At 42.1% G+C, this 24,379-nt stretch carries 24 protein-coding genes and 1 riboswitch; of the genes, 11 read left to right on the top strand and 13 right to left on the bottom strand.

The features are described 5' to 3' along the window. Nucleotides 1-80 precede the first annotated feature (80 nt). Entirely contained in the window at nt 81-1,325 is a 1,245-nt protein-coding gene (locus ACSBOP_RS15300) for an MDR family MFS transporter (RefSeq protein WP_442601390.1), read from the top strand. 197 nt (nt 1,326-1,522) lie between these two features. Beyond that, a riboswitch (purine riboswitch) is annotated at nt 1,523-1,620 on the top strand. Between the two features lie 83 nt (nt 1,621-1,703). Beyond that, nucleotides 1,704-3,140: an NAD(P)/FAD-dependent oxidoreductase gene (locus ACSBOP_RS15295; protein ID WP_442601389.1), complete on the top strand. Its 1,437-nt coding sequence runs from the start codon at nt 1,704-1,706 to the stop codon at nt 3,138-3,140. Between the two features lie 100 nt (nt 3,141-3,240). On the opposite strand, the gene ACSBOP_RS15290 is transcribed toward ACSBOP_RS15295, so the two are convergent. Together ACSBOP_RS15290 and ACSBOP_RS15285 are read right to left on the bottom strand one after the other, a co-directional pair. Then, the gene (locus ACSBOP_RS15290) at nt 3,241-5,973 is read right to left on the bottom strand and encodes an Ig-like domain repeat protein (protein WP_442601388.1); all 2,733 of its coding nucleotides are present in this window, start codon (nt 5,971-5,973) and stop codon (nt 3,241-3,243) included. Between the two features lie 217 nt (nt 5,974-6,190). Beyond that, entirely contained in the window at nt 6,191-7,333 is a 1,143-nt protein-coding gene (locus ACSBOP_RS15285) for a THUMP domain-containing class I SAM-dependent RNA methyltransferase (protein ID WP_442601387.1), read from the bottom strand. A gap of 165 nt (nt 7,334-7,498) precedes the next feature. On the opposite strand from ACSBOP_RS15285, the gene ACSBOP_RS15280 reads away from it, so the two are divergent. Further along, nucleotides 7,499-8,152 carry an O-methyltransferase gene (locus tag ACSBOP_RS15280; RefSeq protein WP_442601386.1) on the top strand — a complete coding sequence of 218 codons (654 nt, stop codon included), beginning with the start codon at nt 7,499-7,501 and terminating at the stop codon, nt 8,150-8,152. On the opposite strand, the gene ACSBOP_RS15275 is transcribed toward ACSBOP_RS15280, so the two are convergent. Further along, the gene (locus tag ACSBOP_RS15275; protein ID WP_442601385.1) at nt 8,133-9,344 is read right to left on the bottom strand and encodes an MFS transporter; all 1,212 of its coding nucleotides are present in this window, start codon (nt 9,342-9,344) and stop codon (nt 8,133-8,135) included. The genes ACSBOP_RS15280 and ACSBOP_RS15275 overlap by 20 nt on opposite strands. 184 nt (nt 9,345-9,528) lie before the next feature. Here ACSBOP_RS15275 and ACSBOP_RS15270 point away from each other — a divergent pair, with 184 nt between their 5' ends. Genes ACSBOP_RS15270 through ACSBOP_RS15260 form a run of 3 tightly spaced genes read left to right on the top strand, consistent with a single transcriptional unit; the run spans nt 9,529 to nt 12,221 of the window. Next, nucleotides 9,529-10,158, top strand: coding sequence for a fumarylacetoacetate hydrolase family protein (locus ACSBOP_RS15270; RefSeq protein ID WP_442601384.1), 630 nt, complete (start codon nt 9,529-9,531; stop codon nt 10,156-10,158). A gap of 25 nt (nt 10,159-10,183) precedes the next feature. Then, a complete protein-coding gene (locus ACSBOP_RS15265) occupies nt 10,184-11,380 on the top strand; it encodes a CapA family protein (protein ID WP_442601383.1) in 1,197 nt (398 codons plus the stop codon). Nucleotides 11,381-11,393: 13 nt separating this feature from the next. Next, nucleotides 11,394-12,221, top strand: coding sequence for a DUF92 domain-containing protein (locus tag ACSBOP_RS15260; RefSeq protein WP_442601382.1), 828 nt, complete (start codon nt 11,394-11,396; stop codon nt 12,219-12,221). 65 nt (nt 12,222-12,286) lie between these two features. Here ACSBOP_RS15260 and pepF read toward each other — a convergent pair whose 3' ends face one another. The 4 genes from pepF to ACSBOP_RS15240 form a co-directional block, all read right to left on the bottom strand. Then, nucleotides 12,287-14,077: an oligoendopeptidase F gene (gene pepF / locus ACSBOP_RS15255; RefSeq protein WP_442604491.1), complete on the bottom strand. Its 1,791-nt coding sequence runs from the start codon at nt 14,075-14,077 to the stop codon at nt 12,287-12,289. 180 nt (nt 14,078-14,257) lie between these two features. Then, the gene (locus tag ACSBOP_RS15250) at nt 14,258-14,440 is read right to left on the bottom strand and encodes a hypothetical protein (RefSeq protein ID WP_442601381.1); all 183 of its coding nucleotides are present in this window, start codon (nt 14,438-14,440) and stop codon (nt 14,258-14,260) included. Nucleotides 14,441-14,473: 33 nt separating this feature from the next. Continuing rightward, complete coding sequence (locus ACSBOP_RS15245; RefSeq protein ID WP_442601380.1) at nt 14,474-15,304, bottom strand: TerC family protein; 831 nt, start codon at nt 15,302-15,304, stop codon at nt 14,474-14,476. Nucleotides 15,305-15,586: 282 nt separating this feature from the next. Then, on the bottom strand, nt 15,587-15,820 hold the full coding sequence (locus tag ACSBOP_RS15240; RefSeq protein ID WP_442601379.1) for a hypothetical protein: 234 nt from the start codon (nt 15,818-15,820) through the stop codon (nt 15,587-15,589). A gap of 195 nt (nt 15,821-16,015) precedes the next feature. On the opposite strand from ACSBOP_RS15240, the gene ACSBOP_RS15235 reads away from it, so the two are divergent. Further along, the gene (locus tag ACSBOP_RS15235; RefSeq protein WP_258208050.1) at nt 16,016-16,213 is read left to right on the top strand and encodes a cold shock domain-containing protein; all 198 of its coding nucleotides are present in this window, start codon (nt 16,016-16,018) and stop codon (nt 16,211-16,213) included. A gap of 114 nt (nt 16,214-16,327) precedes the next feature. On the opposite strand, the gene ACSBOP_RS15230 is transcribed toward ACSBOP_RS15235, so the two are convergent. The 3 genes from ACSBOP_RS15230 to ACSBOP_RS15220 form a co-directional block, all read right to left on the bottom strand. Further along, nucleotides 16,328-16,666, bottom strand: a complete 339-nt coding sequence (locus tag ACSBOP_RS15230; RefSeq protein WP_442601378.1) for a L,D-transpeptidase — start codon at nt 16,664-16,666, stop codon at nt 16,328-16,330. 126 nt (nt 16,667-16,792) lie between these two features. Beyond that, nucleotides 16,793-17,437: a nitroreductase family protein gene (locus ACSBOP_RS15225; protein WP_442601377.1), complete on the bottom strand. Its 645-nt coding sequence runs from the start codon at nt 17,435-17,437 to the stop codon at nt 16,793-16,795. 80 nt (nt 17,438-17,517) lie between these two features. After that, nucleotides 17,518-18,690, bottom strand: a complete 1,173-nt coding sequence (locus ACSBOP_RS15220) for an MFS transporter (RefSeq protein WP_442601376.1) — start codon at nt 18,688-18,690, stop codon at nt 17,518-17,520. A 126-nt stretch (nt 18,691-18,816) separates the two neighbouring features. Between ACSBOP_RS15220 and ACSBOP_RS15215 the strand changes: the two genes are divergently transcribed. From ACSBOP_RS15215 to pfkA, 3 genes are all read left to right on the top strand, one after another. Then, nucleotides 18,817-19,131 (top strand): hypothetical protein, encoded by a 315-nt coding sequence (locus ACSBOP_RS15215; protein WP_442601375.1) that lies wholly within the window; start codon nt 18,817-18,819, stop codon nt 19,129-19,131. A 139-nt stretch (nt 19,132-19,270) separates the two neighbouring features. Beyond that, complete coding sequence (locus tag ACSBOP_RS15210; RefSeq protein WP_442604490.1) at nt 19,271-20,311, top strand: tetraprenyl-beta-curcumene synthase family protein; 1,041 nt, start codon at nt 19,271-19,273, stop codon at nt 20,309-20,311. A 31-nt stretch (nt 20,312-20,342) separates the two neighbouring features. After that, complete coding sequence (gene pfkA / locus ACSBOP_RS15205) at nt 20,343-21,311, top strand: 6-phosphofructokinase (RefSeq protein ID WP_442601374.1); 969 nt, start codon at nt 20,343-20,345, stop codon at nt 21,309-21,311. Nucleotides 21,312-21,383: 72 nt separating this feature from the next. Here pfkA and ACSBOP_RS15200 read toward each other — a convergent pair whose 3' ends face one another. Next, a complete protein-coding gene (locus ACSBOP_RS15200) occupies nt 21,384-21,827 on the bottom strand; it encodes a peroxiredoxin (protein WP_442601373.1) in 444 nt (147 codons plus the stop codon). Between the two features lie 75 nt (nt 21,828-21,902). Between ACSBOP_RS15200 and ACSBOP_RS15195 the strand changes: the two genes are divergently transcribed. After that, the gene (locus ACSBOP_RS15195) at nt 21,903-22,112 is read left to right on the top strand and encodes a DUF3906 family protein (RefSeq protein WP_442601372.1); all 210 of its coding nucleotides are present in this window, start codon (nt 21,903-21,905) and stop codon (nt 22,110-22,112) included. On the opposite strand, the gene ACSBOP_RS15190 is transcribed toward ACSBOP_RS15195, so the two are convergent. Next, nucleotides 22,107-22,964, bottom strand: coding sequence for a metallophosphoesterase (locus ACSBOP_RS15190; protein ID WP_442601371.1), 858 nt, complete (start codon nt 22,962-22,964; stop codon nt 22,107-22,109). The two genes, ACSBOP_RS15195 and ACSBOP_RS15190, sit on opposite strands and share 6 nt — an antisense overlap. An 85-nt stretch (nt 22,965-23,049) precedes the next feature. Continuing rightward, nucleotides 23,050-24,234, bottom strand: a complete 1,185-nt coding sequence (locus ACSBOP_RS15185; protein WP_442601370.1) for a putative glycoside hydrolase — start codon at nt 24,232-24,234, stop codon at nt 23,050-23,052. Nucleotides 24,235-24,379 lie beyond the last annotated feature (145 nt).

The raw sequence follows: 24,379 nt of genomic DNA, 5'->3' as shown, positions 1-24,379 counted from the left end.
CGAATAATACAAATTTTCAGTATCCTCTTGTAATGGAAATGGTGTATAATATCGGATACTTAAGCGAAAGGGAGCCGAGTATGCGACACATTAAGAATTATTTTACAGCATTTCATCCTATTGTGTATACGCTTGTTTTTGGTGTTGCACTGGCCCGAATCGCGACATCCATGAGTATGCCTTTCCTCGCAATTTATTTAGGTACTACAACAGGTATGTCAGCTACGATGATCGGACTTGTTATTGGAATGGGATCATTAGCATCTACAGCAGGCGGATTTATTGGCGGGAATTTATCAGACCGCTTCGGACGCCGAATCATTATGTTCAGCTCCTTATTCACATGGAGTGCAGTGTTCATGTTGTTTGCCGTTGTGCAGCACCCCCTATTATTCATGTTACTTAATATGATGAATGGACTATGCCGTTCATTCTTCGAGCCCGTGTCCCAAGCGTTGATGGCTGATCTAACAGAGCCGGAGAGACGCTACAAGGTATTTTCGATGCGTTATTTTGCCGCGAATGTTGGTGTGGCAATCGGTCCGATGATCGGTGCATATTTCGGTTTAAGCGGTGGCGCAGTTATCTTTGTAGTAACAGGGGGCATCTATTTAGCGTATGCAACCGTATTATTCCTGCTTTTAAATTATTTTGGTATCAAGGATATTGAAGGAAATAAGAAAGACTCTCGAACTACGATAGCTGCGGCGTGGAAAGTGGTAAGGCAAGATATGGCACTGCGTTATGTATTATTGGGCGGAATCGTAGTGGCAATCGGTTATTCCCAACAGACCGTAACGATCTCTCAATATTTAAAAGATCATTTCGTTGACGGTGTACAGCTTTTTGCAGTATTAATGAGTGTGAATGCAGTGACTGTAATTGCACTGCAATTGATCATGTCGCGCTTAATGGAGGGACGCTCTCCGACACTAGGTATCCATTTGGGTAATGTATTGTTTGCTCTAGGTTTTGTTGGTTTTGCCTTAGCACATTCATGGACAGGTTGGATTATCTCGATGATTATTTTTACAATGGGAGAAATTCTTAACTATCCTTCGGGTAGCTTGCTAATGGATCGGTTAGCGCCTGAACATTTGCGAGGCACGTATTTCGGTGCGCAATCGTTTAGCTCGTTGGGACATTTTATCGGACCATGGTTAGGGGGACTGATTCTTTCTTTCACTAGTGGCGGTGGATTGTTCACGATTATGGCGGCTATTGCGCTTGCTGCAAGTATATTTTACTCAGCAGCTCAGCGTCATTTTGAAGCGAAGAAAAGAGAGGATTTACAGTCATCTGACAGTGTGAACGGGAATTTTTAAAATCAAATTAAATTATTTAGATTTTTGAGAAGAGCCTTGAACTTATGTTCAGGGCTTTTTTAGATAGTGAAAGCAGTAAAGATCTACATTCGTCTTTTTGGTAATAATTCGTTTATTCAATGCTATTTTTCAGTAAAAAGTAAGCTAAACACGAATTATATAAAGAATAACCATTGACATGTTCGTGAATAGCGATTAAGATACGTATTGTAACTATTCGTATATCCTCAATAAGGTTTGAGGGTCTCTACAAGGAACCGATTAATTCCTGACTACGAATGGGGTGCCTAAGCATTCCCATTTTGGAGTCAGGAATTTTTGTTTTGCGATTTTTTTTCATAAAAATAATACATGACGTTGTCACTCGAGGAGGACCTTATGAATCAGTATGATGTGATTGTTGTCGGAGCGGGACCTGCCGGAATTTTTACTTGTTATGAAATGACATTGAAAGCACCGCACCTAAAGGTATTATTGGTGGATAAAGGGCACGACATTTACCACAGACGCTGTCCAATCCTGGAAAATAAAATTACATTGTGTCCACCAGCAACAGTGAAGAAGGAATACGCTGGCTGCTTGCCTGCTTGTTCCATTACAGCTGGTTTTGGTGGTGCTGGTGCATATAGTGATGGCAAGTTTAACATTACGACTGAGTTTGGCGGCTGGATGACGGACTATCTAGATCCATCTCAGGTAATGGATTTGATTAACTACGTTGATGAGATCAACCTTAAACATGGCGCAACCACAACAATTACGGATCCGACTACAGAGACAATTAAAGATATCGAGCACCGTGGTTTTGCTGCGGGACTCAAGCTGCTTCGTGCACAAGTGAGACATTTGGGTACGGAACAAAACATTGAAATCTTGAAATCCATTTATGAATATCTGAAAACACGGATCGACATGATCTATAAAGCAGAAGTGCAAGATATTATGACGGTAAAAGAAGATGGCGTTCATACGATTCAAGGAATTACGATGAAAAATGGTGATGAGTATCATGCGCCTCATGTGGTTGTTGCTCCTGGTCGTGATGGTTCAGCTTGGTTTACTGAAGTGTTGAAGAAGAGAAGGTTAAAAATGTACAACAACCAAGTCGATGTCGGCGTTCGTGTGGAAACATCGGATGTGGTGATGCAAGAAATTAATAAACATTTGTATGAAGGTAAATTTATTTACAATACGTCAGTTGGTACACGAGTTCGTACATTCTGTAGCAATCCGTCGGGTCACGTTGTTGTTGAGAATCACAGCGGGGTTATGGCTGCAAATGGACATTCCTATAAAGATCCAGCACTGGGCTCGAAAAATACGAATTTTGCGCTTCTTGTATCTCATAAATTTACGGAGCCATTTGATAAGCCGAATGAATATGCAAGAGAAATTTGCCAGCGTGCGAATGATCTATCCTCAGGTGGGGTAATCGTACAGAAGTATGGTGATATTCTACGTGGCAGACGTTCCACTCATAATCGTATCAAGGAAGGCTTCCTAGAGCCAACTTTGAAAGAAGCAGTTCCTGGTGATCTTGGACTTGTACTTCCTTACATTACGATGAAAAGCTTAATTGAGATGATCGAAGCACTCGATAAAGTAACACCGGGTATTGCATCGGAGCATACGTTGTTCTATGGAGTAGAAGCGAAGTTCTATTCCGCAAGACCGAAGCTCACCGAAGAGTTCGAGACGGAGATCAAGGGTTTATTCTGCGGTGGAGATGGAGCGGGGATTACGAGAGGTCTTGCACAAGCTGGAGCTGCTGGTGTATGGGTTGCAAGGGGTATTATCAATAGACAAAGCAAGTGAGCTTCTGAAATCTAGTTCTAGTTTTGTCATAAAAAGAAGATCGACAGGGTATCTGAAAGGACATCAGATACTCGTCGATCTTCTTTTTAACTTACAAGGATTAGTGCAAAAGACGATTTAATTGGAGAATTACGACTGCTGCTTCAGCACGAGTCATTTCAGCATCAGCCATAAATAGATTATTTTCTCTTCCTCGTAGAACGTTGCGAGTGACGCTCACAGCTACGAATGGCTTCGCCCAGCTTGGGATGTCATAATCATCTGCGAAAGAAGTGAGAACGGTATAATCAATGCCCCATTTCATCGCTTTGGCAATGATGACGGCCATTTCCCCACGGTTAACGTTTTGATTCGGATATAGATTTCCATCCGTGGAGCCTTTTAAAATTCCATTATTTAGTGCGAAGTTTACGGATGATTTTGCCCAGCTTGGGACATCATCACGATCTTTCATTTTGATAGCTGTCGATTCATTGCTTGGAGCACGTAAGACTCTTCCTAACATCGTAATGAATTCAGCACGAGTGACGAACTCATTAGGGCTATATTGGTAAGTTGAAATGCCTTTGACTAGATTTGCTGCTGCTGCATCACAAATGGTTCTCTCTGCCCAGTGACCGCCGATATCACCAAATTGACAAGAACTTGAGCCTGAGCCAGTACCCGTGCCTGTTCCTTGATATACCGTATGAGTGGCAGCACTTGAAGTTGAGCTGCTGTAGTCGTTGTTACCTGAATATACGGCTGTAATCGAATGACTGCCTGTGCTAAGGCCGCCAGTAGAGAAGGTAGCTTTGCCAGACGAATCTACATTGCTAGTGCCTAGTGTTGTTGAGCCATCTTTAAATGTGACGGAGCCTGATGAAATCAAGCCACCCGAACGGTTTACAGTAGCCGTAAATGTGACCCATTGGCCGGAATTGGATGATGGCATGGACTGTGTAAGAGATGTATAAGTGCTTTGATAATTCCCCACCATTTGAGAGATGCTGCTTGATGTACTTGTACTGTAATAACTATTGCCATTGTACACAGCAGTGATCGAGTGATTCCCATTACTTAGACTGCTTGTTGAGAAGGTTGCGCGACCACTCGAATCAAGATTCGTAGTACCTAGACTGGAAGAACCATCTTTAAATGTAACACTTCCAGTAGGTGTTCCATTTCCATATCCACTTACGGTAGCCGTGAATGTAATCCATTGACCAGGACTGGAATTTGGAGCGGAACTGGATACGGAAACCCAAGAGTCTCGATTCGTACCAATGACTTGTGTAAGTTCATTAGACGTACTGGAATCATAGTATCCGTTACCTTGATATACGGCTTTAATATAGTGCGTGCCATAACTTAAACTGTTCGTTGAGAACGTAGCGCGTCCATTGTAGTCAATATCACCTGTTCCAATTGTAGTGCTTCCTTCTTTGAATGTGACACGGCCAGTCGGTGTTCCGCTGCCGTATCCACTTACGGTAGCCGTGAAAGTGACCCACTCATTATAGGATGCAGATGAATTCGAACTAGATATGGATACCCAGCTGTTGGAGTTGCTGCCCCCGACATTCTGCGTCACCGTGTTTGAAGTGTTAGTCCGATAATAACTGTTGCCATTATAAACGGCTGTAATGTAATGATAACCACTGCTTAGATTTCTGGTTGAAAGGGTTGCACGTCCGTAGGAGTCGAGATTGCTTGTTCCTAGCGATGTGGAGCCGTCCTTGAAAGTCACCGTTCCAGTAGGCGTCCCACCACCTGTGCCGCTTACAGTTGCTGTGAAGGTCACATATTGATCGACACTTGTGCTTGTATTCGAACTGGAAAGTGAAGTGGAGCTATTATTGGTTGAACTGACGACCAGGGTGACGACATTGGATGTAGCTATTCCATTAGGCGTTCCGTCTGAGTATGTAGCTGTTATCAAATGTGTACCGATTTCAAGCATGCTTGTGGTAAACGTTGGATTACCACTTGAATCTACGCTGCTTGAACCGCCTTCAAGTGCTTTCGTGCCATCTCGGAATGTGACACTACCTGGCTTACTGCCGGCTCCGGTTACTTTAGCTGTAAAAGTCACTGACTGACCGTAGATTGTACTTGGATTGGAACTCGTTAGCTGAACTGAATTATTTGCTGATACAATCGTTTGAGTGATTGGACTTGAAGTGCTCTTATTGAAGCTAGAATCCCCATTATACTCAGCCGTTATTGTATGTCCATCAGATGAAAGACTACTCGTCTGAATCGATGCATTACCCTTATTGGTAAGCGTTGCAGTGCCTATTGTAGTATTACCATCTTTAAACGTTACCGTACCCGTAGGTATTTCTCCACCAACATCCTGATTCTTGACTTGAGCTGTGAAGGTGACCCATTGACCTAATGGTGCATATGGCAAGTTGCTTGTAACTGTAGTGGTTGTACTTGATTTAATGAGGATTTTTAAACCTTCAATGCTTCCGCTTCCTTTATAATTATTATCACCACTATAAGTAACGTTAAATGTATATTTTCCTGGCGAAAGTGAGCCTAATTGAAAAGTAACTTCTTGATTGTTAGAATCAACCTTTTTATTATCGTCGCTTTCTATACCATTAATCAATAATTTTACGGTTCCTGTTAGTACACCATTATCACCTTTTGCACCGCTAACTTTAGCTGTGAGTGTTATAGGTTGATTCTCGAGGGAGGATAGCGTGAGCGAAATTTGACTAACTTTTTTATCTGGAGCTGTTGCATCATCCGCAGCAAGCGCACTCCCACTCACACTAAATAAACTCGTAAACACAAGTAAAACCGAAGTAAGAATAATAAATGCATATTTAAATGGTTTCATTAAATAAGTCCTTTCTTCAATAAATTAATTCCTGCTGTGATCTGTGAAGCGGAAGTTTATATTCGGAACTTTCCCTCCTTTCATGAATGAAGCCAATAATTACCTATATTGTACCATAGACGCTGGGTTATATCTCCAATAAAATCCTTATTCTTTTCCTTTGAAAAGTAGACAAAAAACCCGAGGAATGGCATCCTCGGGTTATCTTATAAACAAGTTATTTTTTACGTGGTGGTAAAGGCCCTAAATACTGATATAACTGGCATTCGATTCTACCGTTGAACAGCTTGCGCTTCTTATCCGCACGGCGATCAACGATCGTCTCAAATCGAGGTGTAGGACTGATCACGAATGAACTCCACGTCGGCATCTGTTTCATCAACTGGCCGAGCTGCGTCTGCGCTCGTTCTGCTTCCCCATGATCACCTAGCCGCTCGCCATACGGCGGGTTGGTGATCAAGCAACCGTAGTCGCCACGCGGCCGAGCCTTGGCGACAGACTCCACGCGAAATTGTAACTCTTTCGCGAGACCCGCCGCCTTAGCGGCGGCAAGTGCCACATCGATCGCCTCAGGATCGATGTCAGATGCGACGATGTTCAGAGGCACATCGTCACGAAGCGCGTCATAAGCTTCGTCACGCGCTTCGTCCCACATGGACGGAGGTGTAATCTCGTCCCATTCTTCCGCTGAGAAGCCTCGACGCAAACCTGGCGCGATATTCCAAGCGATCATCGCTGCCTCAATGGCAATCGTGCCGCTTCCGCAGAACGGATCATACAGCGGACGATCCGCACGCCAGCGGGATAGCAGTACCATTGCTGCCGCCATTGTCTCTTTAATCGGAGCTTCCGTTACAAGTTTCCGGTAACCGCGCTTATGTAAGCTTGGTCCTGTTGTATCGATCGTTAGTGTTGCAATGTCGTTAAGCAGCGCAACTTCAATGACGAAGCGGGGTCCCGTTTCATCGAACCATTCGTTGCCGTAGCTTAATTTTAATTTTTCAACAATCGCTTTCTTAGCAATACCTTGGCAAGCAGGTACAGAAGAAAGCTGTGATTTATGGGAACGCCCTTGTACAGGGAACTCTGCATCTTCTGGGATCCATGATGGCCAATCCAGAGCCTTTGTTCCTTCAAAAAGTTCATCGAACGTCGTTGCTGGGAATGATCCCATCTTGACCAAAATACGATCTGCCGTACGCAGCCAAAGGTTTGCACGACAAATGGCCATTTCATCGCCAATGAATGTCACGCGACCATTCTCAACCGTAACGTCCGTATAGCCGAGATCTCGAACCTCTCTTGCGACAAGTGCCTCCAATCCCATTGCTGTGGTTGCAATTAATTCTAGCTGTGCCATTTTCTAAATCGTTCCTTCCTTATATGAACTAAATTTATTTTATCGATTGTTTGGTGGGAATGCGTATGAGTTGTGCGAAAAGCATAAAAACCATACAATTAACAAGTATAGGGGAAAGTACGATTTGTTACAAACTCCCCACGTATTTAAAGGAGGATTATTTACATGTCTGAGCAAAATGAACAACCCATATATACCCCTGAAGCTTATTTGGACCAACTTTATGCACCTGATCAGGATCTGCAAGTCATTCAGGCTAATATTGAAGCGAATAAGATGCCATCCATTTCAGTTGCCCCTGCCTATGGCAGATTACTGACGATGTTCATTAAAATGATCAAAGCGAAGGACGTGCTCGAAATTGGAGCTCTTGGTGGGTACAGTGGTGTGTGCCTTTGCCGCGGTTTGCCTCAAGACGGACGTTTGGTTTCACTTGAAATTCGTCCTGAATTTGCAGAACTTGCAAAAGGTCACCTAGAATCTCTTGGGTTTGGTAAATATGTGGAATACCGGATTGGGGAAGCGCTTGATAGCTTATCTCAACTAAAAGAAGAGGGTAGGACGTTTGATTTCTTCTTTATCGATGCAGACAAAGTGAATTATCCCAATTATTTGGAACGTGCAATCGAGCTTGCCAATCCTGGAGCCATTATTGTGGGAGATAATATTCTCATGCACGGTAGAACAAAAGACCCTACGATTACAAAAAAATCGGTTGAGGCCATGCGTGCCTTCAACCGACAAATTGCAACAGATCCACGTTTGGAGAGCACCACGCTGCCTGCTTTTGACGGGCTTGCTATTGCGCGTGTACTCTAACTCTGTGGAATAAAGATTTCCATACCCAACCGGCATTGATGAGGAGCAGTACGGACGTCATTATGAATATACCTTGAATATTTATAAAACCGGATAACGCTCCTCCGACTACGGGTCCGATCATATTACCTAGCGCAAGTGCACTTGTATTGAAAGAGTAGGATCTACTTTCCATGCCTGTTGGCGTATGTTTACGAATTAAGGCATTCACTGTTGGTAGTAATCCGCCAATAAAAATACCAAGGAAGAAGCGAGCTGTGAATAGCTGCCATACATTATGAACGAGTGCCTGTGGGATGAACATCAATCCAGCACCAATTAGGCAGAAAAATAAGATTTTCTCAGATCCAATTCGATCTGATAGCTTGCCGAGTATAGGTGCAGAGAACATGTTGGAGAAGCCCGTAATGGAGGAGACAAGTCCTGCATAGAAGGCGAGATTCTCTCCTTGACCGTGCAGTTCCCCTACGAATAGTGCCATTAGAGGTTGAGAGCTTAGCATCGCGAATTGAATAATGAAGGTTACGGTATAAAGAGCAGGAAGCTGCTGAATATGCTGCAGCTGCGACCAACCTTCTTTGATCGATATTTTCGGTTTTGCTGCTGCTTCTTTAGCATTAAACGATTCTTTGACAAAAAACCAAGTTAATATCGTTGCGATTGTTAAGCAAATTCCCGTGATGTAAAAAATCATACGGAAACTGCCGAGCCAATCTGCTAGGATTCCACCTATAAATGGTCCTAGGATAGAACCAGCAACAGCTCCAGATTGCAAGAATCCCATCGCAACACCGATTCGTTCACGGGGTGTATTGGCTGACATGAGGGAAACTGCTGCCGGTGCATAACCCGAAATGACCCCATTGGCCATACGCAGGGCTAATAACATCCAAGCGGATTGTGCAAATCCCATCAAAGTCATAACGATTGCCATTCCAAGGCCAGATCGAATGAGCATGACTTTACGTCCATATCGATCAGCAAGCCCTCCCCAAATGGGTTGGAAAATGAATGATGTGACAAAGTTGCCTGCAAAAATAATGCCAGACCAGATCGCGACTTGATGCATGTCCGTCATACCTAGATCTTTTTGCAAGAAAAGGGGTAAAAAAGGCATAATCATTGTCATTCCGCTCATTACCATAAATTGTCCGAACCATAGCACGATTAGATTTACTTTCCAACGTACCATACGTTACCGCCTCTTTTCCTGCTGTGTGCAATAAATGATAGTTAACAAAAAATGAACTTTTAGATTATACCATAATTTTTTAGTTCTAAACTGTTTTGCAACAAGAATTGTAAACATAAATGAGATTTATTATAATTTTCACTATATTTTAAATAACATTTAACGGGGAAAAGGATGGATCATCATGAAAAAGAACATTTGTAACGTATTTTGTGTAGGAAGAAATTATGTCATGCATGCAGCAGAAATGGGGAATCCTGTACCAGATGAGCCCCTTATTTTTTCCAAACCGACACATGCAGTGACCTATATGAATGGGGAATCTGTTCAATTGCCGGGAACGCTTGGGGAAATTCATTACGAAGGCGAACTTGTCTTACATATTAGCAAAGACTATGAAATAGGAATGAAAGTGGATGACATCGTTGATGGATTTACACTTGGTATTGACTTTACCTTACGCGATGTTCAAAGTGAATTGAAGAAAAAAGGTCAACCGTGGCTGAAAGCCAAAGGTTTCCGTTCCTCCGCATTGCTTGCGCCATTTCGTGAATTTCCTGGTATGGAGCAGATCGGTTTAACTTCCTTTTCTTTAGTTCAAAATGGAGTAGTCAAGCAAGAAGGCGCTGTAAATGAGATGATCTTTGACTTGCAAACCATCATTGATTATTTAGGCCAATATTATGGTTTAGCAGCAGGTGATATTATATACACAGGCACGCCGGCAGGTGTAGGACCTGTTCAAAACGAAGATATACTTGCACTGAATTGGGGATCTGAGGAGCTGGGTCGTTCAACGATTGTTATGAAATAAATAGAATAAAAGGGGTGTTAGTGATTTGAGATCTCGTAGGAAGAACAAGCCAGCCAAAGGATGGATTCTAGCGGTTGTTTTACTTTTAATGGTCGGTGCAGGCGCTTTTGTATGGACGCAAGTTGATGATCGAACCAAGTCGGTTGAACCGCTTGATATTGCAACACCATCACCCATTGTCGTAACGAATACACCCACACCATCAGTTGGTCCTGCGAGCACACCGAAGCCAACACCTTCTTCAAGCCCTTCTCCAAGTACTGCTAAGCAAGATGCGATTCGCATTGTGTATGCAGGTGATGCGCTGATGGATTGGTCCGTGAAGGAAGCGATTAAGAAGAATGGACCTGATTTCCCTTTTGAATTTGTAAAAAAGGAAGTTTCAGCTGCAGACTATGCTTTTGTAAATTTAGAGACATCGGTTACCAATCAGACTGAGAAAGACACAAACCAGATTTACAATTTCAAATCAGACCCGATTTCCCTGCAAGGGTTAAAAAATGCGGGCTTTGACATGGTGTCGATAGCGAATAATCACGTGCTTGATTTTAAAGAAAAAGGTTTTCTGGATACCTTAAAGCATCTAGATGATGCCGGTCTCAAATACGTCGGTGGCGGGCGAAATGCCAAGGAAGCTTATTCCGCCAAAACGGTCGAAATTAAAGGACAAAAGATTAAATTCTTGGCATTCTCTAGATTTATTCCACAGACGTATTGGTTTGCGGGAAATAATCATCCGGGCATCGCTGAAGCCTACAATGAGAAAAGTGTGCTGCCAGTCATTGAACGTGAACGTGAAGGTGCTGATTACCTAATCGTCTATCTGCACTGGGGGGTTGAGAAAAACAATAAACCTGAAGAATGGCAGCGTACGTATGCTCGCAAAATCATGGATGCAGGAGCCGATGCGATTGTTGGCAGTCATGTGCATGTGCTGCAGGGATTTGAATTTTATAAAGGCAAACCTATCGCTTACTCGATTGGTAATTTTTTATTCCCAGATTATGTGAAAGGTGTGAATGCAGACACGGGTCTTCTTTATCTTACTTTGCAAAATGGCAAGATAGCGATGGAATTCCGTCCTTATTTCATACAAGCGAATCAGATCATCAAGCGTGATGAAAATTACGAGCGTAAGCAGCTTGATTATTTGGAATCCATCTCCTATGGTGTGAAGGTGGATGGCTATAAAGTGATAGAAAAACAGGTGAAGCCGAAATAGAGGTGTTAGGAAAATGATACTCTCGTGGTGTCTAGGTCTTGCAGGCAGTGTGCTTATTGCAGGAGCGGCTTATATGAAACGTTCGCTAACAATAAGTGGTGCTCTAGCTGCAATCGTGCTGGGCACCTGTTTGTTTGCATGGGGATCAATGGCTTGGTACGGCACATTGATTGCCTTTTTTATATCGTCAAGTTTATTATCCAAATGGAAACATCGACGTAAAGAAGAAGCAGAGAGTGGTTATGAGAAATCAGGGAACAGGGACGCAGGTCAAGTTACTGCGAACGGTGGGCTTGGTCTAGGGTTATGTATGATGCATGTGCTGTTCCCGAATCCACTATGGTGGTTTGCCTACGTAGGTGTGATGGCTGCTGTAACAGCAGACACATGGGCAACCGAAATCGGAGGGATGAGCCGGAGACAGCCAAGGTCTATTATGACTTGGAAAGTTGTACCTGCGGGTACATCAGGTGGTATCACCTTACTCGGACTTACAGCTTCTGCTCTTGGTGGTTTGTTTATTGGACTTATTGCTGGCGTTTTCGCATTTAATCATCCGGACATGCACCAAATGGAAATATCTATCGGTGGGCTAGCTGTTATGGGTACAATCGCAGGGTTGTTGGGTTCGCTTGCAGACTCTACGCTTGGCGCCTTGCTCCAAGTGATGTACAAATGTAGGGTTTGCGGTAAAGAAGTAGAGAGAACAAGTCATTGCGGACAACCCACATTCCCTGTTCGGGGTATAAAGTGGATGAATAACGATTGGGTAAATGTTCTCGCTTCTGTAATCGGTGGTCTATTTACTGTTGCTATTGTGATGGTCTGTCAATTCATCTGATAATGAAAGAGCCTGCAGTCCTCATTTAAGAGAGCTGCAGGCTTTTTGCTACCCAATAAACGCCATTACTTCGTTAACTCTTCCATTTGATCCACCAAGGATTTGAATACGCTCATCGCTTGTTTGATCGGCTCAGGTGTGGACATGTCTACACCCGCGCGCTTTAGGATTTCAATGGAGTAGTCGCTGCCACCGCTCTTCAAGAAGCCGAGGTAGCGATCAACAGCAGGTTGACCTTCTTCGAGAATTTGCTTCGAGAAGCTTGTTGCTGCAGAGAAGCCAGTTGCATATTTGTACACGTAGAATGAATTGTAGAAGTGAGGAATACGTGCCCACTCCATCTCGATATCTTTATCTACAACCATACCTTTACCATAGTACAGAACGTTGAGATCATAATAAATTTTACTGAACTCTTGAGGCGTCAAGGATTCACCTTGCTCTGCTTTTTCATGCGTAATCTTCTCGAACTCGGCAAACATCGTTTGACGGAATACTGTAGTACGGAATTGATCCGCATAATACGTCAGCAGATATAGCTTTTCTTTTGGATCTGTTGTCTTCTTAAGCAAGTAATCCATGAGAAGCGCTTCATTGAGGGTAGATGCTACTTCGGCAAGGAAAATCGTATACTGTGCTTCATGATAATCATTATTTGCATCTGATAAGTAAGAGTGGATGGCGTGGCCCATCTCATGAGCTAATGTAAACATCGAATTTAGATTTTCTTTGTGGTTCAACAACACATAAGGGTGTGTACCGTATGATCCCCAGCTATAGGCGCCGTTACGCTTATTCTGATTTTCATAAATATCGATCCAGCGGTTATCGAAACCATCTTGTAAAATCTCTTGATATTTTTCGCCAAGCGGTTTAAGGCTTTCCTTAACCGTTTTCTTTGCGTCTTCGTATGTAATGTGCATATCGAATTGCTCAACAAGTGGAGTGAACAAATCATACATATGCAGCTCATCTACTTTAAGCAGCTTTTTACGAAGGCCTAAATATTTTTGCAAAATCGGTAATGATTCGTGAATGGTATCAATTAGGTTCGTGTACACTTCCGGTTTGATATTATCGCCAAATAGTGTGGCCTCAAGTGCAGAAGGATACTTACGAGCTTTGGAATAGAAAATATTTTTTGATATATTCGCGCTAAGTGTAGCACCGATTGTATTTTTTTGTTTGGCATATGTACTGTATACAGCATGGAAAGCATCTGCACGAACTTGCGCATTACGGCTTTCTAAGAATTGAATATAAGACCCATGAGTCAATTCAACTTCTTCGCCTTTTTCATTCTTAATTTTCGGAAATTTCATATCCGCATTATTCAACATGCTATAGATCGTGCTTGGCGCACCTGACATGTTACGTGCCATTGCAAGTAAGGATTCCTCGGCTTTGGATAACACGTGTGGTTTTTGACGAATAAGCTCTTGTAAGATTCTCTTAAATTTTTGAAGAGTTGGATCTTTGACAAGTTCCTGAAGCTTTTCATCAGATAACGATAAGATTTCAGGGGAAATGAAGGAAAGTGCTTCACCAACATCAACACTTAGTTTGGATGATTTATCCATCAAAGCTTGGAATGTAGGTTCTGCCGTATCTTCATGATGCTTCATGTTGGCATAAACGACTAGGCGCTCCGTATGTAAGGATAATTCATTGTCCAATTCAAAAGCCTGATTAATCGAGGCTGCATTGTTCAACGTTCCTTGAAGTGCTGGTACGTTAGCTAGTTTTGTTTTGACTTCACTGTACTCTTGATCCCATGCTTTCTGATCTGGGAAAATATCTTCCAGCTTCCACTGTTGTTCGACTGGCACATCTTTACGAGTAGGTATTTTGGACATGTGTGACCTCCAATTGGAATAAGTTGGTTTTGAGTTATTATTCTGCATCGTTGCTGTCGTACTTGCGATTAAGCTCATAGACAGTACGAACGATAGTAAACGCATGACAGTCACACCTCCGATAGAAATGATTAATCATTCCCACTTAGTATGACCGCCTTGTAGTTACATTATAACGAATTAGCTTCCCATTGAGAACGCACTATACACAATTAATCCGAATGAGAAGAGTATGAAAATGAGTGCGAATATCGCGAGCATTTTTTTCATGCGTGGAGGGATCGTGTCTTTTTTCGTAATCAGAATGATAGCTAGTACAAAAGATAAGATGATAAAAATAATGATGTTCTCGGTTTGATTCATCGAAACATGTTCTCCTCTATAAGAGCAACTATTTTATCCTGCGCTGTGCGATAAGGCATCATCGGACTGCTTGTCATTCTTAGAAAGTTGCAGTTTGCCGTTATCACCGATTTTTACAACATAAGCATCTTCTAAGTTAATGTTCGCTTCGTGGATTAAATCAGCTGGCAGAGATAAGTCGCCGTTTTCATTCATTTTAACAGTATATCCGGACATTTGCTTGATTTTTCCTGCACAAATCACGGCAATAATAATTAGAGCGATGAATGTATACTTGGCGAGTGGACTATTTTCGAAAAAGGGTTTCATAAAACCTTCATCAACAATCATTTTGGCTGCGGTATAAGCAAGAATTGCAGAACCAAAATAAATAATAACTGGAAAACGCTCGATTAAGCGAATGAATAATGTGCTGCCCCATACAATAATTGGCACAGATATGAGAAGTCCGATAATGACGAGCCAAATGTTACCGTGTGCAGCACCCGCAACTGCAATGATATTGTCTAAACCCATTACTGCATCCGCTATTATGATCGTTTGAATGGCAGCGAATACAGAGGTCTTTGCTTCGATTTGATGCCCGCCCTTATCCGTTAACAATTTATAAGAGATCCATAAGAGCATAAGTCCGCCGATAAATAGTAGACCCGGAATAGCAAGTAACCAAGTCACAATCAGTGTTCCTATAATTCGAATGACAATGGCACCTGCGGTACCTAGTAAAATAACTTTCTTCTGTGTTTCTTTCGGTACATTACGTGCTGCAAGTCCGATGACAATCGCATTATCTCCGGCAAGTACAAGGTCAATCCCAACAATGACCAATAATGCTGTGATGATTTCTAATGAGAACCATTCCACTTTTCAATCACTCCTTATTCTAGTGTTTGCTTCTTTCAGGTGAACCATCCGCACAAAAAAAATGAAGCCTTTACCATGACGGTAAAGGCTTCACGAAACCAGAAAAAGACCTTTACCAGAAAATGCTTGGCAAAGGTCTTGCTAACAACTTACGTTGCCAATATAACCGGAGCAACATGTGCTCGAACTGACGATTATATCGTATCTAGCTACTCCCCTTTGGAGTGTGCTATTCACTTGTATCGATATTATAACGAGTGGACGAACCTAATGTCAAATATTTTATACTTCACGGATATTTGCTAGAATCGTTTGACGTTCTTCTTCAGTTCCTGTAAAGTGCTCAGATGCAAAGCGTTCATCTGCCCAATGTCTAAGTGCTTGACGGCTTAAGAACGTTTGGCAATCCTCGCCCCACTGATCCGATATTTCACGAACGACAAATCGAGTACCATTGACCTCGACTGTCAGCATGTTCCAATTATCTGTTTTGTAAATTTGATGTTTTTTAATCATATGCGTAAACTCCGTTTCATAGCGTTTTGCCCCATCATACCGTAGCCCCACATCTATTGCAAGAAGGTGGAGGATAACCCTGTTATTTATTCAATAAATGTAAATTTATGGGCTTGATTTTCATTGATTTCAGAATTTTTTGATGATATAATTTTCGTATCCGTCCTTGAGACGTAAGTTTAGGAGGTTGTTCATTTGAAAGGGAAAGTGAAATGGTTTAACGCAGAGAAAGGTTACGGTTTCATTCAAGTTGATGGTGGGGATGACGTATTCGTCCATTTTTCTGCGATTCAGGCTGAAGGCTTTAAATCATTAGATGAAGGCCAAGAAGTTGAGTTTGAAATTACGCAAGGCAATCGTGGTCCACAAGCCGCAAACGTAGTCAAATTATAATACGCGACGGATGGTTAGCTGTAAACAGCACTCATTCTCAATTCATAGACAGTATTCCGGCTTGCTGGAGGCTGTCTTTTTTTGGTTGTATGAATTTCTACTAAAAAACTCAGATTATATTCTTATGATAACAGTCGTACCAATATCAACAAGGGATGAGAGCACCAGAACATCTTCGTTATACATACGAATACAACCATGAGAAACCATATGTCCGATAGAGGAGGGATTATTCGTTCCATGGATGCCATAGTGAGGTCGGGATAATCCCATCCAGAGAACGCCAAATGGACCTCCAGGATTGCTAGATTTATTGACAATGGTATATTCTCCAGTAGGTGTTTGTGTTAGCATCGCACCTACTGCAATTGGAAAACCACGAGTGACTTTATGATCTTGAAGTAAGTACAGCATACGATCTGACAAGTCTACGATAATGTAAGGATTGGTCAAATGGAGTTCTCCCTTCAAACACATAATAGAATAGTGTATGCGTGCTATATTCAGAATGTCTCTCGTGCACACAAACCCACCTCTTAAAAATGAGGTGGGTTTGTCCTATCTCTTGTATCGCTGGTATTACACGATTTCGAGGATTTCATCAATTTCTTTACGAGCAAGTCTACCTGGATGTTCCGATGGATGTCCAAGGGAGATGACCATGTTAATTTGGTACTCATCAGGAATCGTTAGTAATTCTCTGATCTGATCTTGTGCAAGTAGGACAGGTCCAGTCATTGGACAAGTTGCCAGTCCTTTGGCGTGAGCTGCCAGCATCAGGTTTTGTGCGGCAAGACAGGAACTTTTGATTCCTTCTTCTTCCCATACATGAGGCTCGACTAGCGCAATCGGATCAAAAATTTTATCACGGAATTTGGATTGATATGGTGTTGCTAAGCAAACGATGAGCGCTGGCGCGTCGGAGAATGCTGTCGCATAAGGCCCAAAAGATTTTACGAGTAGTTTAGCTTCGCGTTGCAATCCTTTTGCTTCTGCTTCCGCGGCCTTAGCATGAAGCTGACTCCAAGTCATTGCTTCGATTTCTTTAATTTTTTCCGGATTAATGACCGCAATAAACTTCCATGTTTGTGAGTTGGTATCACTTGGCGCATAGCGAGCGCAGTCAATAATTTCACGAATGTCCTCAACGGATACAGGCTTGTCTGTATATTTACGTACAGAGCGACGATCCAGGACGATTTGTTTGAATGAAGGATAATCCATGTCAGCGTTCCTGCTTTCATTAAATTCAAAATAATAGGCATAATTAGGACTTGGTACTAAAACCATTTACATATTATACGCTAATTTGCTGACTTTGAATACTGTTCGTTATTTCGATTTTGAATGATGTTCGTGATAGCAAATCCGATAGCCGCGATAAATCCACAGATAGCTGCGAGACGGAAAAGCATAGATCCACCCCAGCTATCATAGATCCAGCCGCCAACTACTCCGCTAATAAGGCCGGCCGCTGAAACCCAGACTGCAGAGAATATAGCCTGTCCAGTAGCGCGGTATTCAATGGGAATTATGGTTTGCATATAACGTAGGGAAGTTACAAGGAAAATACCGAACGTCACAGCGTGCATCAGTTGTGTTGCGACAAGACCATAAGGATCTGTTGTGAATCCTACAATTGTGAGTCTTATCCCATACATGATTCCTGCTACAGTGAGCAGAGCAAGTTCTTTATATTTATGTCCATGTTTACTTAGATAATAAAAGGCACCGATCTCACTCGCAGCAGAAAGCATCCATGCATAACCGATCAAGGTGTTTGAAGCACCATGCTCACGTAAAAATACGGCAAGGAATGCATCGTTTGTACGATGAGCAATCGACATAATAAACACGAGTACTAGGAATACGACCATTTTAGAATTAAACAAGATTCGGAACATACCTTTGAATTGTAACTTTTTCGTAGAACCGGGCGTATCTTGAATCGGTAGGACAAAAACGAAAGTGATGATGATAACGATGAGACTTAAGTAAATGGTAATGTTAGCACCGTAATAGTTCGTTAATTGACCGAATATAACAGAGGCAAAAGAAAAACCAAGTGATCCCCAGATACGCAGAGAGGCATAGTTTTTGCCAAATGAGCTAGCCGACAGCATCAAATTCGTATCATTTAATGGGACCATAGGCTGCTGAAAAAAGAAAAACACACCCATCAACGCGATCACGATTGCGAAATCATCGAATTGCAATAAGATGGAGGTGATGATGAATTGCCCTAAGAGTAAGATGATAAATATTTTTTTGATTGTCTGCATTTTATCACTGACAATTCCCCAACCAATGGTTGAGAACATTCCAATTAACGGACCGAGAGAGCTGAATACTCCGATTTGAGTTTTGCTCCATCCTTTTGAATCGAAATAAAGGGGAAAGAATGTATTCACAAGTGCTTGAGAGAAAAAGACTATAAATGTGAACAGAATGAGATACATTAATTTATTGTTGCGCACCAAAGATAATCACCAAGTTTCATAAGAAGTTAACAGACACTATAAAGTAGCCATGATCATGAGTTCCATCATATAATAGAATAAGAAGATATTCTAGAACTTTTATAGGAGAAGGAGCCATACAAAATGAGCTATAGTTTCATTTTCGATGAACGCCTAGGCATTGAGACGCCGTATCTTGATCAAGAATGGGAAGAATATTCTTCTGATGAGCGGTGCGCTATTTTACTGCGCTGGGAAGAGATTCGTGGTACAATACCTGAACGCATTAAGCAAATAGAGCTAGTAATTATCGCTAAACAGCATCAATTGGATCAAGAAGATAACTTCCAAGTTTCTTGTGAATTGAATTCAGCAATTGCTGAACGAGCGAGCACGATCAATGATCTTCATTTATGGTTTCGTGTTAATCAAGAATTAGAAGTTCGTATGCATGGCTGATAAAAAACGGATGTTATGACAAATAATGTGTAATAATGAGAATTGAAGTATACAGATTAAGTTGATCGAAATGTGGTGGACATGCTTGAGAGAATATTCATCTAATAACAACAAGGTCCCCAAAGGACCGATCGGGCTCATGAGTCGTGTGTATAGATATGTGCTTCCTGAAGTGAAGGCGTCCCTTTCACAGTGGCGAGAGAAAGCAGAGCGTATCCCGGATCCCGAACTGAGGAAACAAGCAATCGATAGCATTACGCACAAAGAATTTCACTGTCAGGGTGGGGCTGTCTATGCGGCGGCTAACTTATCTATGCGTCATGTTCTCATTCCATTAATAGTTGCCTTTCAAACGATTAGCGATTATTTGGACAACTTATGTGATCGAAGTACATCCCTAGATCCAGAAGATTTCCGATTATTACATCAATCTATGCTTGATGCTGTTAATCCTGATGCGTCTATGCAAGATTATTACGCGCTGCGCACGGAGCAGAATGATGGAGGCTATTTGCATGAACTTGTGCGAGAATGCCGCCGTTGTATCATGATGCTCCCATCCTATATACTGGTAGCTTCTTCGGTTACAAGCTTTGTAAGCTTATATTCAGATCTACAAGTGTATAAGCATATTCATCGTGATCTTCGCGAGGATTCATTAGTGAACTGGTGGGAATTACATCGTGAGGAATATCCGGATTTACATTGGAACGAGTTCGCTGCGGCGACAGGATCGACGCTTGGCATGTTCATGTTGTTTTTAGCGGCATCGGATCCTAAGTTGCAAGCTCCTGAAGTTGAGCGAATCACGCAAGCTTATTTCCCATCGGTTAATGGACTTCATATTTTGCTTGATTATTTAATCGATCAAGAAGAAGATCAAATAGGTGGGGATTTGAATTTTTGTACGTATTATGACAATATGGATACGACAACCTTGCGAATTGCTTATATGGTTGAACAGGCGCGGGGACAAATCAAGCATTTGGAACATCCGGTCTTTCATCGTATGATCATTGAGGGGCTTTTAGCTTTATATTTATCTGATCCTAAAGTAAGGACACAGCCTGAAGTAAAAGCTGTATCACGAAAATTAATGGTTAAAAGCCCAATGACGAGATTGTTCTTTTTTCTAAATTCATTAGTGATTCGCTTCACTAGCCAGAAGAGTACATCATAACGCATGCAGCAATATGGAGGAGGATCTTTCTATGACAACAATCAAATCAATTGCAGTACTAACAAGTGGTGGAGATTCACAAGGAATGAATGCAGCTGTTCGTGCAGTTGTGCGCAGTGCATTATTTTTTGGTCTAAAAGTATATGGTGTGCAGCGTGGTTACCAAGGTCTACTTAATGATGACATTCGTGAAATGGATTTACGCAGTGTAGGAGATATCATTCAGCGTGGGGGTACAATCTTGCAATCTGCGCGTTGTAGTGAATTCCGCACGGAAGAAGGTCAAAGACAAGGTGCTGAGAACTTGCGGAGACGTGGTATCGACGGTCTTGTTGTAATCGGTGGAGATGGTTCTTACCAAGGCGCGAATAAGCTATCCAAGCTTGGTATTCGTACAATGGGCTTGCCAGGTACAATTGATAATGACATTCCATTCACAGATGTAACCATTGGTTTTGATACAGCAGTAAGCATCGTAGTAGATGCTGTTAATAAATTGCGTGATACCATGAGTTCCCATGAACGTTCTTCTATCGTAGAAGTAATGGGTCGTCATTGCGGCGATATCGCTTTGTACGCAGGACTTGCAAGTGGTGCTGAAGCGATTCTCGTACCAGAAGTACCTTTCGATCTTGCAGGTATTGGTAAACACATGAAGGAAAACTTCGCAAATGGTAAACGTCATAGTATTATTGTAATGGCTGAAGGTGTAGGTAAAGCCGAGGACGTTTCCAAAGTGATTGCAGAGACAAGTGGTATGGATCCACGTGTTACGGTACTTGGTCACATTCAACGTGGCGGTTGCCCAACACATAATGACCGTATTCTTGCATCGCGCTTAGGAGATTTCGCTGTTCGCAGCTTGATTGAGGGTCAATCGGGTAAAGCGTGCGGTGTAATCAACAATGAACTTGTATTAACTGACATTGATACGGTCGTGAATACGAAGAAAGCATTTAACATGGACATGTATGAACTTGCGCTTCGTTTGTCCCAGTAATCATTCGTCATCATATATAAAGCGAAGAGCTATCGATTATTCGGTGGCTCTTCGCTTTTTTTATTCAAGGTTTTATTCGGTTGCTTCTGTTGCGAGGGCTTCAATTATTTCTTCGGTTGAACGGAGTCCTTTTTCAGCAAAAATGATATTTCCAGACTTTCCAATGACAATGACGACTCGCTGCTGCATCAGGAATAACACCTTATTAATGCCATATAACTTGCGAATGGACTCATTGCTGTCTGAGACAATTGGAAAATCATATTGATGCTTGTCTGCAAATCCGTGGTGAGATTCTACCGAAGCAGGATTGATACCGATGACAAGCGCATCATATTTTGCATATAAGGATTTGGAATCTCTCACAGCACACAACTGCTTTGTACATCCAGGTGTGTTATCCATAGGATAGAAGATGAGAACAATCGGGCGCTGCCCCAAATAATCGGCTAATTGAATGACCCCTTGTGTGCTAACAGCCGTAAAGATTGGAGCTCTAATTCCGAGTTGAATCATAGATATTCCTCCCTTATTTTGATAATATCATAACATGAATGGGTACACTTACCAATTACATAAGGGGGGATGACAATGTTTATGTATAAAATGGAAATTGAGCTGCAGGATCAGCTTGTGTATTTAATTGTTATTGCAGATTCGGATGAGAAAGCATTTGATTATGTGGAAAGCCATCTTGCGAAGCACTTTATTGCCACACCGGAAGTGAAGCAGTTATCAATGGTTGAGAAGAAGCGTCTTGATAAAGGTGCGGGGTATATCATCGAAACAGGACGCTTATGATTGTGCTCGCAATGTGAGCAAAGTAATTTCAGGACGACACAGAAACCGAATCGGCAGATGTGTTGTCCCAATTCCTCGATTTGTATAGACATGAAGCGGAGAAGACGGGATTCTATCCAACATATAATGTCCCATGACATACTTATCACCCATTTCAGGTGTAAATACGGCTCCGATTAGTGGGAGTCTAACTTGTCCGCCATGGCTGTGACCGGAGAGCATGAGATCAATGGGGTAGTGAACTGCTTGATCAGCCACACTGGATTCATGTGATAGTAGAATTGTACATTCGTTGGGCTGAATACCTTTAATAGTGGCTTTCAAGTTTGGACGTCCAACAAGAGAATCATCTAGACCTGCCAGTGTAAAAGAGCTTCCACGCATCGTGATGCGTTCATTCTCATTTTGAAGCACACGAAAACCCCCGTTAATCAGAACGGGTTTAACGGATTTCACTTTGGCTTGATAATCATGATTGCCAAGACAGGCCCATTTGCCAAGAGGGGCTTGAAGCTGGCTGAGTAAATGGGAAGTTTCTTTTTCATGCTCAACACGACTATCAAATAAATCGCCAGTAAAACAGATGAGATCTGCCCCGAGTGCATTCAGTTTATCAACCACATGATTCAATTGATTCAAATTATAAAAGAATCCCAAGTGTAGATCGCTAATATGTGCAATCCGTATACCATCGAATACCAGGGGCAATCGTTTCAATTGAAGCTCAATTGGAACCGTTTCATACCAGAATCGTTCACCCCAGATCGTATAAGAACTGCCGCCTATTGCTGCTGTGACAGCACTTGCAAGCCCCCACTTTAGAAACTTTCTGCGTGATATTTTTCGATTCATCCCTTCATCCTTCCTGTGTCTCAATAAAAAGTACCGCTCCCAATAATTTTATGGATGAGCGGCACCGATTAGAAGTCATATGAATCTAGTAGTTTACACCTGGTGTATAACTGTTGCCTGCATTCCAGAGCAAGTATTCGTTCACACCATTATCTCGTAAAGCGCGAATTTGTTCTTCTAACTCATGCTTCCCATATGGGATATAACCTGGGACCCACTTCGCGGTGAAATCTTGAATCCATGGACGAATGACAGGTTTTAAACCTAACTTTTCAATAGGAGCTAATTTCTTAGTTGTGTCAATAGAAGCACCATTAATCGTAACGTAAGGAGCCGCATCAGGTACCTTAGCGCCAAACCAACCTGTAGAATAATGGCTTGGGTAAATCATAGGACAGATGACATTGACATTCGCCGAAATCTTCTCAAAATCTTGACCAATTCCCTCGGCGGCAGGTACAGAAGCTGCATATCCGAAAATATCAACGGAGACGCGAACGCCAAGCGGTTCTAGTTGTTCTCGTGCATACTTGGTAAATGCGGATACAACTTCAATGCGTGAACGCTCGTCTTTCGCATATTTTAAAGTGTTGGCACGAGTTTCGAAGCCTTCTGGGAATCGAACATAATCGAATTGGATTTCTTTAAATCCAGCTTTGACTGCCTCTTTAGCAACTTCGATGTTGTAATCCCATACTTCTTTGGCATAAGGATTAACGAAGCTTTCCTTTTTGCCATTCGCCCATAATGTACCATCTGGATTAACAAAAGATAATTCCGGTTTTTTCTTGGACAGAACAGAATCTTTAAAAACGACTATTCGGGCAATTGGGTAAATCTGATGATCTTTTAGGGTCGTCATAACATTTGGCATATCCGCAATCATTTTCTGCGTGGTGTCCATTTCTTTAAGATGATCATTGCCTGTTTCCCATGTTATCCAACCGTTATCATCTTTGACATCGATGACCATGGAGTTAAGAGCCGTATCGTCGAGAAGCTTCACAAGAGAATTAAACTTGCTGCCTCCTGCACTGTATGCAGTGACATAAATGCCTTTGACTTGAGGTGCATCTTTTTGCGGATCAACCTTATTTTTAGGTAATAGATGAGCTAAAGGATCCTCTTTGGTTTTTGGGTCAAGGGGTTGAACCACTGCTGCATTTTTTACATCTAATGATGCTTGCGCTACTTTCTCGAAAGTTACATCTGGAGTTGTAGCAGACAGATTCCCCCAAATCATAAGTAAAGATGCGAGTAACATATCCATGTGAATTTTCCTCTCTTATTTGAGTGCTCGTTCTATTATAAATCAATAGTGGGACATCGCACAGTAGCAATCTAGTAATTTTTTCGCAGGATGGTCGAGAGTAATAATAGGAACACAAAAAAACCTGCTGAACGATCAGCAGGCT

It is taken from the genome of Paenibacillus sp. KN14-4R (assembly GCF_052180255.1).
Taxonomy (GTDB): Bacteria; Bacillota; Bacilli; order Paenibacillales; family NBRC-103111; genus Paenibacillus_AM.
The sequence above is the reverse complement of the archived record's forward strand: the minus strand, read 5'-3'. Positions and strand labels throughout refer to the sequence as shown.